This window comes from Roseovarius sp. THAF8, assembly GCF_009363735.1.
In the GTDB taxonomy this organism is placed as follows: Bacteria; Pseudomonadota; Alphaproteobacteria; order Rhodobacterales; family Rhodobacteraceae; genus Roseovarius.
In genome coordinates, this window is sequence record NZ_CP045410.1 from 2,828,634 (window position 1) to 2,844,236 (window position 15,603).

The 15,603-nt window shown below is 64.5% G+C and carries 14 protein-coding genes; 3 read left to right on the top strand and 11 right to left on the bottom strand.

Annotated features, from left to right (window positions below; translation table 11 throughout):
- Window positions 1-24 precede the first annotated feature (24 nt).
- Complete coding sequence (locus tag FIU85_RS13840; RefSeq protein ID WP_152497308.1) at window positions 25-1,515, bottom strand: D-alanyl-D-alanine carboxypeptidase family protein; 1,491 nt, start codon at window positions 1,513-1,515, stop codon at window positions 25-27.
- A gap of 292 nt (window positions 1,516-1,807) precedes the next feature.
- Here FIU85_RS13840 and FIU85_RS13845 point away from each other — a divergent pair, with 292 nt between their 5' ends.
- Together FIU85_RS13845 and FIU85_RS13850 are read left to right on the top strand one after the other, a co-directional pair.
- Window positions 1,808-2,464 carry a TrkA family potassium uptake protein gene (locus FIU85_RS13845; protein ID WP_152497309.1) on the top strand — a complete coding sequence of 219 codons (657 nt, stop codon included), beginning with the start codon at window positions 1,808-1,810 and terminating at the stop codon, window positions 2,462-2,464.
- 74 nt (window positions 2,465-2,538) lie between these two features.
- Window positions 2,539-3,813: a TrkH family potassium uptake protein gene (locus FIU85_RS13850; protein ID WP_152494584.1), complete on the top strand. Its 1,275-nt coding sequence runs from the start codon at window positions 2,539-2,541 to the stop codon at window positions 3,811-3,813.
- 37 nt (window positions 3,814-3,850) lie between these two features.
- Here the strand turns inward: FIU85_RS13850 and FIU85_RS13855 are convergent, their stop codons facing one another.
- The 10 genes from FIU85_RS13855 to FIU85_RS13900 all read right to left on the bottom strand — a co-directional run bounded on the left by FIU85_RS13855 (window position 3,851) and on the right by FIU85_RS13900 (window position 14,728).
- Window positions 3,851-6,283, bottom strand: a complete 2,433-nt coding sequence (locus tag FIU85_RS13855) for a peroxidase family protein (RefSeq protein ID WP_152497310.1) — start codon at window positions 6,281-6,283, stop codon at window positions 3,851-3,853.
- 338 nt (window positions 6,284-6,621) lie between these two features.
- Complete coding sequence (locus FIU85_RS13860) at window positions 6,622-7,614, bottom strand: ABC transporter substrate-binding protein (RefSeq protein WP_368372966.1); 993 nt, start codon at window positions 7,612-7,614, stop codon at window positions 6,622-6,624.
- Window positions 7,615-7,643: 29 nt separating this feature from the next.
- Window positions 7,644-8,489 carry an ABC transporter permease gene (locus FIU85_RS13865; RefSeq protein WP_152497311.1) on the bottom strand — a complete coding sequence of 282 codons (846 nt, stop codon included), beginning with the start codon at window positions 8,487-8,489 and terminating at the stop codon, window positions 7,644-7,646.
- Window positions 8,486-9,361, bottom strand: coding sequence for an ABC transporter permease (locus FIU85_RS13870; protein ID WP_172978886.1), 876 nt, complete (start codon window positions 9,359-9,361; stop codon window positions 8,486-8,488). Before FIU85_RS13870 ends, FIU85_RS13865 begins: the two co-directional genes overlap by 4 nt.
- 117 nt (window positions 9,362-9,478) lie before the next feature.
- On the bottom strand, window positions 9,479-10,285 hold the full coding sequence (locus FIU85_RS13875) for an ABC transporter ATP-binding protein (protein ID WP_152497312.1): 807 nt from the start codon (window positions 10,283-10,285) through the stop codon (window positions 9,479-9,481).
- Between the two features lie 154 nt (window positions 10,286-10,439).
- Window positions 10,440-10,766 carry a hypothetical protein gene (locus FIU85_RS13880; RefSeq protein ID WP_152497313.1) on the bottom strand — a complete coding sequence of 109 codons (327 nt, stop codon included), beginning with the start codon at window positions 10,764-10,766 and terminating at the stop codon, window positions 10,440-10,442.
- Window positions 10,767-10,878: 112 nt separating this feature from the next.
- Complete coding sequence (locus FIU85_RS13885; RefSeq protein WP_152497314.1) at window positions 10,879-11,547, bottom strand: HNH endonuclease; 669 nt, start codon at window positions 11,545-11,547, stop codon at window positions 10,879-10,881.
- Between the two features lie 3 nt (window positions 11,548-11,550).
- The gene (gene hydA / locus FIU85_RS13890) at window positions 11,551-13,014 is read right to left on the bottom strand and encodes a dihydropyrimidinase (protein ID WP_152497315.1); all 1,464 of its coding nucleotides are present in this window, start codon (window positions 13,012-13,014) and stop codon (window positions 11,551-11,553) included.
- 55 nt (window positions 13,015-13,069) lie between these two features.
- On the bottom strand, window positions 13,070-13,354 hold the full coding sequence (locus FIU85_RS13895) for a GIY-YIG nuclease family protein (RefSeq protein WP_152497316.1): 285 nt from the start codon (window positions 13,352-13,354) through the stop codon (window positions 13,070-13,072).
- 123 nt (window positions 13,355-13,477) lie between these two features.
- Entirely contained in the window at window positions 13,478-14,728 is a 1,251-nt protein-coding gene (locus FIU85_RS13900; RefSeq protein ID WP_152497317.1) for a Zn-dependent hydrolase, read from the bottom strand.
- A gap of 192 nt (window positions 14,729-14,920) precedes the next feature.
- Here FIU85_RS13900 and FIU85_RS13905 point away from each other — a divergent pair, with 192 nt between their 5' ends.
- A complete protein-coding gene (locus FIU85_RS13905; protein ID WP_152497318.1) occupies window positions 14,921-15,547 on the top strand; it encodes a TetR family transcriptional regulator C-terminal domain-containing protein in 627 nt (208 codons plus the stop codon).
- Window positions 15,548-15,603 lie beyond the last annotated feature (56 nt).

Below are 15,603 nucleotides of genomic sequence, written 5' to 3' on the forward strand. Positions count from 1 at the left end.
TTTGCCGGATCGTGGCGGCGCGCGTTACGCGCCGGGATCGATCATGAAGCAGGTGATCTGCTTGGCCTGAAGCCGGCGGCAGGCGAGGTCCGCGCTTTCGCGGGTCATTCCCATGAAATTGGCGTCGAACCCGGTGGAGCGTTTGACCACCTTGCGCAGCGAGCCGTCGAGGGTCTCCATCTCGTTCAGGGCGGTTTTCAGCAGGACCTTCTGGGCCTTGTACTGGCTGGGATAGCGGCCCACGTTGATGCCCCAGTGGCGGCCGCCCGAGGTGGAAATGCGGGTGACAACCTTTTGCACCGGGTCGCCGGCGGGCTCCTGCGCCTTTGCCGTGGTGTCCGCAGACGGATCGACGCTCGCCAGGACCAGGTCCTCGGGGCGGGCCTTGGGGGTCGCCGTGGGCAGGGTGCTGCCCTGGGCGGCGGGCGGCGTGGCCTCTTCGGTGATGGTCTCGGCGGCGGCCAGAAGGGCCTTTTCGATGTCTTCCTTGTTGCCCACGTTCGGAGTGGCCTCGGCCACGATCGCCTCGCCGGGGCGGCGCTGCGGACGCAGGGATTTCTTGACCGCGGCGGCGGAGGCCAGGCGCACGGTCTTGCCGACGCCGCCGGGCACGGAATGGCCGTCGTCGGCCGGGCCGGGGCCGATCTTGCCCATGTAGACGGGCTTGGACGGGCGGTTCACGGCGACGCGGGTGGGGGCCTCGCGAAAGCCCAGATCCAGGAGTTCGGCCACCTTGGCGTTGCGCGAGGCGGTGGAGCGGCCGCCGAAGACGGTGGCGATGATGCGCTCGCCGCCGCGCTCGGCGCTGGCGGTCAGGTTGAAGCCGGCGGCGCGGGTGTAGCCGGTCTTGATGCCGTCGGCGCCGCGGTAATCGTTCAGCAGGCGGCGGTTGGTGTGATAGACCTTCTTGATGCCCGCATCGGCGGTGACCCGCGAGAAGAGGTTGTAGTACTCGGGGTAGTCATAGAACAGGTGCCGGCCCAGCAGGCTCATGTCGCGGGCGGTCGAGAGGTGGCCCTCTTCGGTCAGGCCGTGGGCGTTCTTGAAGGTGGTGCGGGTCATGCCGAGCGCCTTGGCGGTGCGGTTCATGCGCCGGGCGAAAGCGGCTTCGGAGCCTTCGATCGCCTCGCCGAGCGCCGTGGCGGCGTCGTTGGCCGATTTGACCGCCGCGGCGCGGATGAGATAGCGCAGCTTGATCGTCGAGCCCGACCGCAGGCCGAGTTTCGACGGCGGCTCGGACGCCGCGTGTTTGGAGATGCGCACGGGCGTGTCGAGCGTGATTTCGCCGTTCTCGACCGCCTCGAAGACCACGTAGAGGGTCATCATCTTGGTCAGGGATGCCGGGTGAAGGCGGGTGTCGGCGTTGCGCGCGTGAAGCACCTCGCCGGATCGTGCGTCCATCACCAGTGCTGCGTAAGGGGCCGCGACCGCGCTCAGCGGTACGATAACCATCATCCAGATAGTGGCCATAGCCACCAGACCCCAGCGGATGGGCTGCCTGCTTCGCGTTCTCATGGAACTGCTCTTTCTCTGCCTCGTTCACCGCCGGTTTTCCGGCTGGCTATTCATTATGGGAAAAAATGTAGCACAGGGGGGCATTTCGATAAAGTGTTTATTTTCAAAGATTTTGACGTCATCCTTCAAGGAATCGGGGCACATGTTGTGGTGGGTTGTGCCAAGACCGCTAAACCGGCAATTGTGGCGGGATTATGTCGGTCGGGACGGCAGGCGGCGGGCCGGGTTCCACGACGTCCGTGGAACTGGCGCATGACCCCGCGCGTTTGCGTGCGAAGAGGAAGGGGACCTCATGTCAAGTCGCAGTTTCGCCGTGATCGGCCTTGGGAATTTCGGCAGCACGGTGGCGACCGAGCTGGAACGGTTCGGCAACCACGTGATCGGCGTGGACATCGACGAAACCCGCGTCAGCCGCCACGCGGACAAGCTGGGCGAGGCCATTATCCTGGACGCACGCGACGACGAAGCCCTGAAGGAAGCGGGCATCGGCGAGGTCGACATGGCGCTGGTGGCGGTGGGCGACAACCTGGAATCGAGCATCCTCGCGGCGGTGAACCTGCGGCAGGTGGGCGCGGGCGCGGTCTGGGCCAAGGCCACCAGCCGGACCCATCACCGCATCCTGTCGCGGATCGGCGTGGACCGGGTGATTCACCCCGAGGTCGAGATCGGCCAGCGCATCGCGCAGGTCATGCACAATCCGCTGGTGCGCGACTATGTCGGCCTGGGCAACGGTTTCTTCGTGGTGAACCTGAAGGTGCCGGAAAAGCTGGAGGATACCACGTTGTCGAAGCTGAACCACGTGGACAAGTTCGACTTGCGCTGCCTGGGCGTGATGCGGGGGACCAAGTTCCTCGGGCAGGACGGGGACGATTGCACGCTGAAGGCCGGTGACCTGCTGTTGATGCTGGGTGAACGCAACAACCTGCGCGACTTTTCCGCGAGTCTCTGAGCGTGGCGCGAAGATCGTCGATCAAGCTGGGCTCGACACGTCTGAGCCTGTCGCCGCCGGCGGTTCTGGCGGTGATGTATTTCCTGACCGTGGCGCTGGGCGCGCTCCTGTTGTGGCTGCCGGTGTCGCATCACGACAAGGTGGGTCTGGGCGAGGCGATCTTTACCGCGACCTCGGCGGTGACGGTGACGGGCCTGGTGGTGGTCGATACCGGGTCGGATTTCACGCTGTTCGGGCAGATCATCATCGCCTGCCTGATGCAGTTCGGGGGCCTGGGCCTGATGGTGTTCGCGGTGCTGATCCTGACGGCCTTCGGCATTCCCATCGGGATGCCGCACAAGGTGATGCTGCGCGAGGACCTGAACCAGGCGACGATCAGCAACCTGGGCCGGCTGGTGCGGATCATCCTTTACGTGGCGCTGGGCTGCGAGGCGGTGGGCGCGGTGCTGCTGGCCTTGGTCTTCGTGCCGGAGCTCGGCTGGGGGCAAGGGCTGTGGTACGCGGTGTTTCACAGCATCTCGGCCTTCAACAACGCGGGTTTCGCACTGGAGCCGGACAGCCTGTCGAAGTGGGTGGGCAACCCGGTGGTCAACCTGACGGTCACCACGATGTTCATCCTCGGCGGGCTGGGGTTCATCGTGGTGGGCGATGTCTATCAGCATCGCAAGTGGCGCAAGCTGTCGCTGCATTCCAAGCTGATGATCGCGGGGACGCTGTGGCTGATCGTGATCGGGGTGGTCTGTTTCGCGCTGCTGGAATGGAACAACCCCCGCACGCTGGCCGGGCTGGAGAGCACGGGCGACAAGCTGTGGGCCAGCTGGTTCCAGGGCGTGACGCCGCGCACGGCGGGGTTCAACACGATCGACACCGCGGCGATGAAGGATTCCACCTCGCTGCTGACGATCATGCTGATGATCGTGGGGGGCGGGTCGACCTCGACCGCGGGCGGGATCAAGGTGACGTCGCTGATCGTGATGCTGCTGGCGACGGTCGCGTTCTTCCAGAGGCGGCCGGCGCTGCATGTCTTCGGGCGGAGCCTGCCGCTGGACCAAGTGTTGAAGGTGATGGCGCTGGCGACGATCAGCGGGCTGTTGATGTTCGCGAGCCTGTTCGTGCTGACGGCGACGCAGAACATCGCGTTCCGGGACCTGGCGTTCGAGGTGGCCTCGGCCTTTGGCACGGTGGGGCTGTCGCACGGGGCGACCGGCGAATTGAACTGGCTGGGGCGGGCCGTGATCATCGCGGTGATGTTCCTGGGCCGGGTGGGGCCGCTGACGCTGGGGTTCTTCCTGGCGGTGAAGAGCCGGCCGCGGGTACGCTACCCGAGCGACAAGGTGTTCCTGGGGTGAGGCGATGGTGGGTTGGAAACCCACCCTACCCGGGATGTCAGAGGAAATAATCCTCCAGTGTCAGGCTCCAGTCGTCGCCTGCGTGATACACGAGGTCGTCCTCGATGATCTGAGAGGTGAGGGTCTTGGGTGAGTCCTCGTGGATCCTGAGAATGTCTATGCCGATTTCGAAATCCGTGATCGTAGCGTGGCCCGCCTCCGCGGTCCGGAACACGAAGCGATCGCTGCCGGCCCCGCCGGTCACGACATCGTTGCCTGCGCCGCCCATCAGCAAGTCGTTGCCGTCGCCGCCGGTGAGGGTATCGTGGCCGTTGCCGCCAAAGAGCCGGTCGTGTCCTGCGCCGCCGGTCAGCGAGTCCCGGCCTTCGCCGCCAGACAGGCGGTCGTTTCCATCGCCGCCGGTCAGGGTATCGTGGCCGTTGCCGCCAGAGAGGCGGTCGTTTCGGTCGCCGCCGATCAGGGTATCGTGGCCGTTGCCGCCAGAGAGGCGGTCATTGCCGTTGCCGCCGATCAGGGTATCGTGGCCGTTGCCGCCGGAGAGGCGGTCGTTTCCGTCGCCGCCGATCAGGGTATCGTGGCCGTTGCCGCCGGAGAGGCGGTCGTTTCCGTCGCCGCCGATCAGGGTATCGTGGCCGTTGCCGCCGGAGAGGCGGTCGTTTCCGTCGCCGCCGATCAGGGTATCGTGGCCGTTGCCGCCCGAGAGGCGGTCATTGCCGTTGCCGCCGGTCAGGGTATCCTGACCATTGCCGCCGGAAAGACGGTCGTTGCCATTGCCGCCGGTCAGGATATCGTCGTCCTCGCCGCCAAAGAGCCGGTCATTGCCGTCGCCGCCCGTCAGGGTGTCTTCGCCGTCGCCGCCAAAGAGCCGGTCGGCGCCCGCGCCGCCCTGCAGGTCGTCGCGGTTGTCGCGCCCCCGGAGAATGTCGTTGCCGTCCCCGCCGAACATGAAGTCGGCGCGGGCGCTGCCTTTCAGCACGTCCGCGTCCGCCGTGCCGATGCTGCGCTCCATGGCGGCGAAAACGTCGTGTTGCAGCGCCCCCACATCGGTGTTGCGCAGGATGATGTCGCTGAGGGTCGTGTCCCAGAGCGCCGCGCGCGCCGCGTCGGTGAGCCCGTCGCGGGCCTCGCTCCAGAACGGATCGCCGTCGCGCAGGCGCGAGAACTGGTCGACCACCATGATGTGGAAGGTTTCGCCCAGGAGCCCGGTTTCGAGAGGATCCTCGGCCAGGCCGCCGATCCAGGCATCGACCAGGTCGACGGAGCCGTAGACCGCGGCAAGCTTGGCCGCCAGCGTGGTGTCGGACGTGATTTCCTGAAAGGTCGTGGCCCGTGCAAGGCCCAGCGCCTCGCGCAGGTCGTTGTAGCTGGCGATGCCGAGGTCGCGGCCGCGCTGGATGTTGAGCGCGGCGAGATCGAACCCGCCCGCGCCCGGCGGGCCGAACAGGAAGGAGCGCACGTCTTCGACCACTTCGGTGTCGAGCGCCTGGGCCGCCTGGGTGGCCGCGCCGCGCAACACTTTCTCGATCAGGTCAGGCTGATCGAGCAGTGCCGGCTGGAAGAAGGCGTCGCGCAGGGCCAGCGACGGGCCGACCGTGCCGTCCTCGGCCACGCTTTGAAGGTTCGAGGACAGGAGCGTGTGCCCGAGCCGGAACACGGCGGTGGAAAACTCGACCGAGATGCCGGGGTTCACCGTCGGGTCATAGCCGTCATAGGCGGCAATGGCGTCCGGGCCGACGAGGATCGGCAGGAATTCGTTGAAGGTGACGGCCTGAACGAGGGCCTCGACATGAGCACGGGCCGTGTTGAAGAGTTCGTCATCGGTCAGCGTCGGGTCGGCTGCGGCCAGTTCATCGACGATGCGGTTATGCTCGCGGGTGAAAATCGTGTGCATCGAGGACAGCATCACGTTTTCCGCGGCACGCACGTCGCCGGTCATCAGCGAGTCACCGTCCAGCACGAGCCGCTGGTTCTCGTCCAGCAGCAGCTTGCCCCCGTCCACGCGCAGCACGGCCAGCGTGCCGGCGTCGGAGCCATAGATCATGGAGGCGTCGATGAAACTGGTGATCTCGTTCGCGTAGACGCCGTCATGCTGATCGACACGGAAGAACGGGATCTGGGCGGAGCCGGTGTGGTACGGGTCGAAATAGGGGTCGCCCGCGGGGACGTCGATTGGCTCGTACTTGGTCGAGCCGGCCTCGGTCAGCGAGATGTCGTGGTCGATGAACTGGCCCCAGACCCACAGGAAATCCGAAGCGCCTGCCGCGTTCTCGGTATCGGCGGATTGCGCCGCCACCGCGTTGGAGACCTCGCGGGCGCCGAGCCTGTCCGCGCCGGACATTTCGCCATTCGGGCCAAGGTCCTTCGGAGCGATGCGCAACAGATGCGTGCCCGTCGACCCCCAGTCCGGATTCCCGGTATTCGACCCGGTCCCGTCTGCGGGCCGAGGCAGTATGCTGGCAAATTGTGACACGTGGCTTCCCCTCACCTTGTGTCGCGCTTACGACGCGCAAAACATATTCAGTGGGCGTTCAGAGCCCTAATTCATCAAAAAATGCGCAGCGAAATGGGTGCGACTCATCTGTGATAGCTCACACAGTATATCACGAAACCGTGAGCGATGTTTTTCATTAACCAAGAAACTTACTGTTTACGGCGCCAGCGGTCGCGACGCCTCGCGCAACAGCTTCTGTCGGGTCTGGCAGCAGGCCCCCCGACGACCATTGCCCGCAAGCAAAGCCTCTGGGCGTTTCGCCTGTTGCCCGGTGGGACGGCGACAGGCGAAACGCGGTCGTTTCGGAGCGAAAGGCCTCAGTTCAGGGCTTCGTCCGTGATCTGGTGGGTCCAGGCGGCCTCGCCCGGGTCCTTGGTGATCACCGGGTCGGAGCCGCCCGACAGGAGCGAGTCCACCGTGCGCTGGAAATCGGCCGGGTCGAGCGCGCCATTGGAGCCGGCGGTCAGCTGGGCCACCTCGCCCATCATCCGCTTCTGGTGCTCTTCGGTCTGGGCGCCGGTGGCGTCGTTGTCGAGCACGATCATCGCGGCCTCGTCGGGGTTTTCCTCGGCCCATTTCCAGCCTTTCATCGAGGCACGGACGAAGCGGGTCATCTTGTCGGCGAAGGCGGGGTCCTCGAGGTTTTCTTCCAGTACGTACATGCCGTCTTCAAGCGTGGCGACGCCCTGGTCCTCGTACTTGAACACCACGAGGTCCTCGGGCGTGAGGCCGGCGTCGATGACCTGCCAGTATTCATTGTAGGTCATGGTCGAGACGCAGGCGGCCTGGTTCTGGAGCAGGGGATCGACGTTGAAGCCCTGTTTCAGCACGGTGACGCCGTCCTCGCCGCCCTCGGTCGGGATCTCCAGCTGACTCATCCACGACAGGAACGGGTATTCGTTGCCGAAGAACCAGACGCCGAGGGTCTTGCCACGGAAATCCTCGGGGCCTTCGATGCCGGTATCCTTGCGGCAGGTCAGCATCATGCCGGAGCTTTTGAACGGCTGGGCGATGTTGACGAGGGGCAAGCCTTTCTCGCGGCTGGCCAGGGCCGAGGGCATCCAGTCGATGATCACGTCCGCGCCGCCGCCGGCGATAACTTGGGCGGGGGCGATATCGGGCCCGCCGGGCTTGATGGTGACGTTCAGGTCTTCCTCTTCGTAGAAGCCCTGGTCTTGCGCGACGTAGTAGCCCGCGAATTGCGATTGCGTCACCCATTTGAGTTGCAGCGTGACGTCGTCGGCGGCCTGGGCCATGCCACCCCAGAGGGTGGCGGCGGCGAGGCCGAGTGTGGTGGTGAGATGTTTCATTGTCTTCTCCCTGTTCTGGTTTGCTTTGGTTATGTCCGGCCCCGTTGTGACGGGTGCCAGAAGGTGACGGCGCGCTCGATCAAGGCGACCGCGCCGTAAAATCCCGAGCCGGCGAGGGCGGCGACGACGATCTCGGCCCAGACGAGATCCATCGCGAGGCGGCCCACGGAGGTGGAAATGCGAAAGCCCATGCCCTGGATCGGCGAGCCGAAGAACTCCGCCACGATGGCGCCGATGAGCGCGAGCGTGGTGCCGATCTTGAGCCCGTTGAAGATAAATGGCATGGCGGCGGGCAGGCGGAGTTTCAGAAGCGTGGTCCAGTAGCCGGCGGCGTAGGTGCGCATCAGGTCGCGCTGCATGGCGTCGGCCTCCGCGAGGCCCTGCACGGTGTTCACCAGCATCGGGAAGAACACCATGACGACGACCACGGCGGCCTTGGACTGCCAGTCGAAGCCGAACCACATCACGAGGATGGGGGCGAGGCCGATGATGGGAAGGGCAGCGGCGAAGTTGCCTACCGGAAGCAGCCCGCGTTTCAGGAAATCGGAGCGGTCGACGGCGATGGCCGTCAGGAACGCGGCGCCGCAGCCGAGGATGTAGCCGGTCAGCGCGCCCTTGATGGCGGTCTGGAGGAAATCGCCCCAGAGGATGTTGAGGGAATTGGCGAAGGTCACGGCGATGACGCTGGGGGCGGGCAGGAGGGCGAGCTTGATGCCCAAACCCCAGACGAGGCATTCCCAGACGGCGATGAGCGTGGCCCCGAAGACGATTGGGGCGGCCAGTTGTGCGGCGGTGTTCTGCGGGTGGCGGGCCAGCTGCGTGTTGATCCACCAGCCCACGGCCCAGATCAGCGCCCCTGCGATCAGCCAGCTCATGTTGCCATTCCCATGCGCTTGAGCGTGATGCGCTGGATGAGGCCGATGAGGCCAACGAGTATGGCGGCCAGCGTGGCGGCCATGATCAGCGCGCTCCAGATCTGGATGGTCTGGCCGTAATAGCTGCCGGCCAGAAGGCGCGCGCCGAGGCCCGCGACGGCGCCGGTGGGCAGTTCGCCGACGATGGCGCCCACGAGGCTGGCGGCCATGGCGATCTTCAGCGAGGTGAAGAAATAGGGCATGGAGGACGGCAGGCGCAGCTTCCAGAAGGTCTGGGAGCGGCTGGCGTTCCAGGTGCGCATCTGGTCGAGCTGCATCTGGCTGGGGCTGCGCAGGCCCTTCACCATGCCGACGACGACCGGGAAGAACGACAGGTACATCGAGATCATGGCTTTCGGCAGCAACCCGGAGATGCCGACTGCGTTCAGCACCACGATGATCATCGGCGCGATGGCGAGGATCGGGATGGTCTGGGACGCGATGACCCAGGGCATGACGCTCATGTCCATGGTGCGGTTGTAGACGATCCCGATGGCCAGAAGCGTGCCGAGAGCGGTGCCCAGCAGGAAGCCGAGCGCAGTGGAACTGAAGGTGATCCAGCTGTGGTAGATCAGCGAGCGCTTGGAAAAGGGCCGCCCGCTGGCGATCATCGCGCCGGTGGTGTTCCACATCTCGGTCGCCACTTGGTGCGGGGCGGGAAGCTTGGGCTTTTCCTGGGACCAGGTGTCGGCCACCAGTTCGGGGAAGGTCAGCGTGACTTCGGCCCGCGCGGCCTTGTCATAGGCCCAGGGCGCGTTGAGGGCGACCGCGCCCGCGTACCAGAGGGCGATGAGGGTCGCGACGACCGTGAGGACGGGAATGATGTTGCGCATCAGAGAACGCCCCGCCCCGGCCACCGAGCCGGGGCCTCTGAGCCGGCGGCGAGGAGGAGGCCCCGGATCAAGTCCGGGGCAGGCTGCCGGATCAGGGCCGGAGCGTGGAGTGAGGTCTCACTCCTCATAGCTGTGCCCCGCGCGTAGCCCGTCGCGGACGCGGTGGGCGATGTCGAGGAATTCCGGCGTGTCTCGGATGTCGAGCGGGCGCTCGCGGGGCAGGGAGCTTTCGATCACGTCGGCGATCCGGCCCGGGCGTGGGGACATGACGACGATTTTCGTGCTCAGGTACACCGCTTCGGGGATCGAGTGGGTGACGAAGCAGATGGTTTTGTTCGTCCGGTCCCAAAGGTGAAGCAGTTGTTCGTTGAGGTGGTCACGGACGATCTCGTCGAGTGCGCCGAAGGGTTCGTCCATCAAAAGTATGTCCGCGTCGAAGGCCAGCGCCCGGGCGATGGAGGCGCGTTGCTGCATTCCACCCGAAAGTTGCCAGGGGAATTTCTTTTCGAACCCGGCGAGGTCCACCAACTCCAGCACGCGGGCGATGCGGCTTTGCTGGTCGGTCTTGGAATAGCCCATGATCTCCAGCGGCAGGCGGATATTGCCGCCTATGGTGCGCCACGGGTAAAGGCCTGCGGCCTGGAAGACATAGCCATAGGCGCGGCGTTGGCGGGCCTCGGCGGGGGTCATGCCGTTGACCGAGATGTTGCCGCCGGTGGGGTGTTCGAGATCGGCCATGCAGCGCAGGAAGGTCGTCTTGCCACAGCCCGAAGGCCCGATGAAGGAGACGAAATCGCCCTTTTCGACGTCCAGCGTCACATCCTTGAGCGCATGCACGGGCCCGTCATTGGTCTGGAAGGTCAGGGACAGGTCGCGGGCGGCAATCACGGGGATGGGGGTCGATGTGGCTTGAACGTCTTGCATTACGGTGTCGTGTCTCCGGGCCGGGTTATGCGGCGGCTGCAGGGAACAATCCCACCCCGCCCGGCAGTGTCAAGGCGGGTCCCAGCGTCAGTTGCCTGTGATGCGGGCACATGATGAATTTGCGGGCAATGGCGCGGGCGCATGTGGGCGTGGCTCATTCGCAAGGCGCCAGGTTTTCAAGCGAGCCGTCGGGCAAGGTCAGGGTGACACCGGTGCCATCGGCGCTGCGGGCGATGCCGAGCACCTTTTTGCGGCTGTCGGCGTCGCCGGGGCAGGTGGCCATGAGCGTGCCGGTCTGCACGGCGGTGATCTGGCAGATCGCGCCCTGCAGGTTGAGGTGGCCCGCGACGATGGCAACCTCGTTTTTCTTGGTGCCGTCCTCGCCCAGGATGCGGGCACAGCCGTCGGGATTGCCGAGCGGGGCGGCCAGCTGGGCCGTGGCGGGGCTGGCCAGCAGGAGGAGGGCGAGGGTGAGGGGCATGGGGTTGAATGCCCGCTGGGATGTTGAGCGTGTGGCTTTATTGGATCTTTGAGATGGTTCGCGAGTGGAGTGCTCAACAGGCGATGAGTTGTGAAAAGAATAGAAAGCCATTTTAGTAAGGAGCCTCGATGAGTTCGGACAAACCGGACCAGCTTGACGCTATTGGTGCGCGTTCAAACGGATTGGACAGGTTCAGGTCCTCAAGTCCCCAAAAAGCTTTCCCAAAGTTGCAGCCAGCACAACATACCACGATATTGTCAGAATCGTTGCTGCCTCCGTTTGAAAACGGCGTCACATGATCGAACTGCAACCACAGCGCTTGAAATGCGGCGTGCTGCTCGATTTCCTTTCGTCCCCATGGCAATGCTTCCGGGTACAGACGGTGCAAAAGCTCTCGCACTCGCTTGGGGATTACCGGTATCCCGCAGTATCGACATGTGTAGCCGTCTCTGCGTATCACTTCGATGCATATTGCCTTAGGCGGCATCCGTTCTTTGAGTCCGCTGTCGATCACGGGGCGCTTTGCCTGCCGGCGTTGTACTGCGGCGGGGGTTGGCGAGTTGTACTGATTGTATGCTCCCCATAAGGATTTGATGTACTCTCTGATCGTCTGGGTGTTGGTCTGCGAGATCAGCTCGGACGCGACCTCATAATCTCCGATCAGGTGTGCTTGGGCTGCTTGATCCAAGAGGAAACTCGCCCAGAATAAGTCGTGGATCGGCTCGCGCAGACAAGTGCGTAGCGCCCCGGTCCCAAGCACGACTTCGTGTCCGGTCTCCAAAGTCTATATCCCCGCCGGAATATTCAGCGGATCGCGCTCGATCATCTTGGGCGCGGTCAGGGCCTTCCATTTCGACAGCGCCTCATGCGCCGAGGGGAAGGCGGGGCGGGGGACGAAGCGGCCTCGGCCGGGCTGGGGCTGGGAGTTCTGGCCCCAGGCCCAGATGACCTCGCCGCGCGAGAGGGTGTAGCGGGAATTGGCCGTGACTTCGAAGCCCTCGAACACGTTGTAGTCGAGGATCGAATGGTGGTTGGAGGCCGAGATCGTCTTGGTGATCTTGGGGTCCCAGACCACGATATCGGCGTCGGCCCCTTCGACGATCGCGCCTTTCTTGGGGTAGATGTTGAGGATCTTGGCGACGTTGGTGGAGGTGACCGCGACGAATTCGTTGGGCGTGAGGCGGCCTGTTTCGACGCCACGGGTCCAGAGCACCGGCATGCGTTCTTCCAGCCCGTTGGAGCCGTTGGGGATCTTGGTGAAATCGTCGACGCCCATGCGCTTTTGCTCGGTGGAGAAGGCGGCGTGGTCGGTTGCGACGACCTGGAGCGAGCCCGCCTGAAGGCCCGCCCAGAGGCTGTCCTGGTGTTCCTTGTTGCGGAAGGGGGGCGACATGACGCGGCGGGCGGCATGGTCCCAATCGGTGTTGAAATACTCGCCCTCGTCGAGAGTCAGGAACTGCGCCAGCGGCTCGCCATAGACGCGCATTCCCTTCTGGCGGGCGCGGCGGATGGCCTCGTGCGCCTGTTCGCAGGAGACGTGCACGATGTAGAGCGGCACGCCGGCGGCATCGGCGATGGTGATGGCGCGGTTGGCGGCTTCGCCCTCGAACTCGGGCGGGCGGGAATAGGCGTGGCCCTCGGGGCCGGTGATGCCCTTGGACAGCATCTCCTGCTGCATGTCGGCCACCAGATCGCCGTTCTCGGCATGGACCATGGGCAGCGCGCCCAACTCGCGGCAGCGCTTGAAGGAGGCGAACATCTCGTCATCCTCGATCATCAAGGCACCCTTGTAGGCCATGAAATGCTTGAAGGAGTTGACGCCCATGTCGACGGCATCCTTCATCTCGTTGAAGATGGTCTCGTTCCAGCCGGTGACCGCCATGTGGTAGCCGATATCGGAACAGATCTGCGGGGCGGATTTGCGGTGCCATTCCTCGATGGCGTTCTTGATGGAGCCGTCCGCGCCGGGCAGGCAGAAATCCACAAGCATCGTGGTGCCGCCACAGGCCGCGGCCCAGGTGCCGGTTTCGAAGGTTTCGGCCGCCGTGGTGCCCATGAAGGGCATTTCCAGATGGGTGTGCGGGTCGATGCCGCCGGGGATCACATAGGCGCCTTCCGCATCGATGGTCTCATCACCTTTCAGGTCCTCGCCGATCTGCTTGATCTTCTCGTCCTCGATCAGGACATCGGCCTTCCACGTGCGGTCTGCGGTGCAGACGGTGCCGTTCTTGATGACTTTGGTGGTCATTTTGTGTCTCCCTCTCGTTGCCCGTCCCGGCCTTGAGCCGGAACCTTTGCCGGACTCAGGAGGGGATCTGGGCGGTGATATCGTGCCAGTTCGGATTGGACTGCGTGATGAGCGCTATTTTCCAGTCGCGATTCCAGCGTTTGAGGCTGCGTTCGCGTTGCAAAGAGGTTGCGAAGTCCTCGTGCTCTTCGAACCAGACGAGGCGGTCGATCTTGTATCTCGACGTGTGTTTCGAAAACCCGGCTCGGTGTGCCGCAACCCGGTTGCGCAGGTCGCAAGTGCGACCGGTGTAGAGCGCACCGCCCGGACGGGAGGCTAAGATGTAGACGAAATGCGCCATGCGTCAGGAGTGGCGCGATATGGTTTCCAAAGCGTGAATCCCGCCCCGGACTTGATCCGGGGCCTCTTGCCCTGAGGTAGAGGTCCCGGGTCAAGCCCGGGACGGGGTGAGTGTGGGAGGATGTCACTCCACAATCTCCGCCGTCTCCACCACCGCGTGCATCAGGACGTCCGTGCCTGCGGTGGCCCAGTCCTTGGAGATCTCCTCGGCCTCGTTATGCGACAACCCGTCGACGCAGGGGCACATGACCATGGCGGTCGGGGCGACGCGGTTGATCCAGCAGGCGTCGTGGCCGGCACCCGAGACGATGTTCATGTGCGAATATCCAAGACGCTCTGCCGCGTTGCGCACGGCGGTGACGCAGCCCTCGTCGAACTCCACCGGGTCGAAGCCGCCGGCGACTTCGAACGCCACCTCCAGCCCCATGTCGTCGCAGATCTCCGTTGCGGCGGCTTTCATCCTTGTGACCATGTCCTCGATCACCGCCTTGTCGGGCGACCGGAAATCGACCGTGAAGACGGCCTTGCCGGGGATCACGTTGCGCGAGTTGGGATAGATGTCGATATGCCCGGCGGCCCCGACGGCATGCGGGGCGTGGGACAAGGCGATCTCCTCGACCTTTTCGAGCACGCGGGCCATGCCGAGGCCGGCATTCTTGCGCATCGGCATCGGAGTGGAGCCGGTGTGGCTGTCCTTGCCGGTGATGGTGACCTGCGTCCAGTTGAGCCCCTGGCCGTGGGTGACGACGCCGATATCCTTGCCTTCGGCCTCCAATATCGGGCCCTGTTCGATATGCAGCTCGAAGAAGGCGTGCATCTTGCGATCCCCCACCGGCTCGTCGCCTTTCCAGCCGATGCGGTCAAGCTCGTCGCCAAATGCCTTGCCGTCGGCATCGACGCGGTCATAGGCCCATTGCTGGTCGTGGATGCCGGCGAAGACGCCCGAGGCGAGCATGGCGGGGGCGTAGCGCGTGCCTTCCTCGTTGGTCCAGTTGGTGACGACGATGGGGTGTTTTGTCTTGATGCCGAGGTCGTTGAGGGTGCGGATGATTTCCAGCCCGCCCAGAACGCCAAGGACGCCGTCATACTTGCCGCCCGTGGGCTGCGTGTCGAGGTGGGAGCCGACGTAAACGGGGAGCGCGTCGGGGTCGTTGCCGTCGCGCCGGGCGAACATGTTGCCCATGGTGTCGAGGCCCATGCTCAGGCCCGCCGCCTCGCACCACGACTGAAACAGCGCGCGGCCCTCGGCATCCTCGTCGGTCAGGGTCTGACGGTTGTTGCCGCCCGCGACGCCCGGGCCGATCTTGGCCATTTCCATCAGGCTGTCCCAGAGCCGGTCGCCGTTGATCTTAAGATTTTGGCCCGGTGCGGTCATCGCTGTCCCCCTGTGTGTCGTATCATAGCACGGGTGGACGCGATATTGGCTGCCATCCCGGTTGCCACTTTTTTACCAAATGGTAAAAGCACGATTGCGAAGCGGGGCGGGTCTGTCAAGCATTGCACCTGTAACTGGCCAATTCGGGCCGGGTGATGCTAAATCTTCGGGCAGTGAAACGTGAGAGGCGCGATGGAAGACGGGACGCAGGCGGCGGGTGGCGTCAAGCCGAGCCGGATACAATTGCGCAACCGCAAGCGCATTTTAGACGCGGCGCTGGACGTGTTCTCGATGCATGGATTCCGGGGCGCGACGCTGGACCAGATCGCCGAGGCGTCGGGGCTGTCGAAACCCAACATCCTGTATTACTTTGCCGGCAAGGAGGAGATCCATGTCACGCTGCTGAACGGGCTGATGGACACGTGGCTGGACCCGATGCGCGAGATCGATCCGGAAGGTGAGCCGCTGGAAGAGATCCTGCGCTACGTGCATCGCAAGCTGGAGATGAGCCGGGCGTTTCCGCGCGAGAGCCGGCTTTTCGCCAACGAGATCCTGCAAGGCGCGCCGATGATCGGGGCGGGTCTTGGGACCGATCTGAAACCGCTGGTGGATGATACCGCGGCGCTGATCGAATCCTGGACGGCGGCAGGACGGTTGAAGCCGGTAGACGGGCGGCACCTGATCTTTTCGATCTGGGCCACAACGCAGCATTACGCGGATTTCGACGCGCAGGTTCAGGCGCTGATGGACGGGCGGGACGTGCATGGCGAGGCGTCGGTATTTCTGGATGCACTTTATCGCCGGACGCTGGCAGTCTGACGCACGCGCGTGGCACGAGACGCATAAAATGCTGCCTAAATTGCCGTCGCGGGATG

Bases quoted from the DNA above. Each gene is read 5' to 3' on its own strand.
- FIU85_RS13840 (WP_152497308.1), bottom strand. From the start codon at position 1,515: ATGAGAACGCGAAGCAGGCAGCCCATCCGCTGGGGTCTGGTGGCTATG.
- FIU85_RS13845 (WP_152497309.1), top strand. From the start codon at position 1,808: ATGTCAAGTCGCAGTTTCGCCGTGATCGGCCTTGGGAATTTCGGCAGC.
- FIU85_RS13850 (WP_152494584.1), top strand. From the start codon at position 2,539: ATGTATTTCCTGACCGTGGCGCTGGGCGCGCTCCTGTTGTGGCTGCCG.
- FIU85_RS13860 (WP_368372966.1), bottom strand. From the start codon at position 7,614: ATGAAACATCTCACCACCACACTCGGCCTCGCCGCCGCCACCCTCTGG.
- FIU85_RS13865 (WP_152497311.1), bottom strand. From the start codon at position 8,489: ATGAGCTGGCTGATCGCAGGGGCGCTGATCTGGGCCGTGGGCTGGTGG.
- FIU85_RS13870 (WP_172978886.1), bottom strand. From the start codon at position 9,361: ATGCGCAACATCATTCCCGTCCTCACGGTCGTCGCGACCCTCATCGCC.
- FIU85_RS13875 (WP_152497312.1), bottom strand. From the start codon at position 10,285: ATGCAAGACGTTCAAGCCACATCGACCCCCATCCCCGTGATTGCCGCC.
- FIU85_RS13880 (WP_152497313.1), bottom strand. From the start codon at position 10,766: ATGCCCCTCACCCTCGCCCTCCTCCTGCTGGCCAGCCCCGCCACGGCC.
- hydA (WP_152497315.1), bottom strand. From the start codon at position 13,014: ATGACCACCAAAGTCATCAAGAACGGCACCGTCTGCACCGCAGACCGC.
- FIU85_RS13895 (WP_152497316.1), bottom strand. From the start codon at position 13,354: ATGGCGCATTTCGTCTACATCTTAGCCTCCCGTCCGGGCGGTGCGCTC.
- FIU85_RS13900 (WP_152497317.1), bottom strand. From the start codon at position 14,728: ATGACCGCACCGGGCCAAAATCTTAAGATCAACGGCGACCGGCTCTGG.
- FIU85_RS13905 (WP_152497318.1), top strand. From the start codon at position 14,921: ATGGAAGACGGGACGCAGGCGGCGGGTGGCGTCAAGCCGAGCCGGATA.